This is a genomic window from Dellaglioa sp. CoH-56-MRSF-11, from assembly GCF_056782135.1.
The window spans coordinates 1-314 of record NZ_JBXAYE010000079.1 but is presented as its reverse complement, the minus strand read 5'-3'; the positions used below and the strand labels follow the sequence as shown (position 1 = coordinate 314).

The following is a 314-nucleotide window of genomic DNA, read 5'->3' as shown; positions in this document are numbered from 1 at the left end:
CACGATCGCGTTCCCGGATTTCGGTCAACAGCTTGTCTGTGAATTCCAGCAGGTCGCGAGCATCAGGCCCATCCAGCAGCCGTTCTTGTTCCATCAGCAGGTCTACCAGCGTCTTCATTGATCAATTCTCCAGCGTTTATCGCAATCGGGACAGTGAAAGTCGATCCAGTAGCAATCATCAGCCTTGCACCAGTTACCGGTGCTGCCGTCGTACTTCTTCTCGGCATTCGTGTGTGGGCAGCTTTCCTGTAGAAGTCGCAGGCGTGTGCGCAGCCGTTCCTGTGCCTGCTGGATGCTGTCCAGCTCATCTCGAT

General features: G+C 55.1%; 1 protein-coding gene. It reads right to left on the bottom strand.

The annotated features are described in order from the left end of the window. Positions 1-114 precede the first annotated feature (114 nt). Positions 115-314, bottom strand: a 200-nt coding sequence (locus tag AC1RPT_RS07920; RefSeq protein ID WP_481763007.1) for a hypothetical protein, incomplete at its 5' end; no start/stop codon positions are given.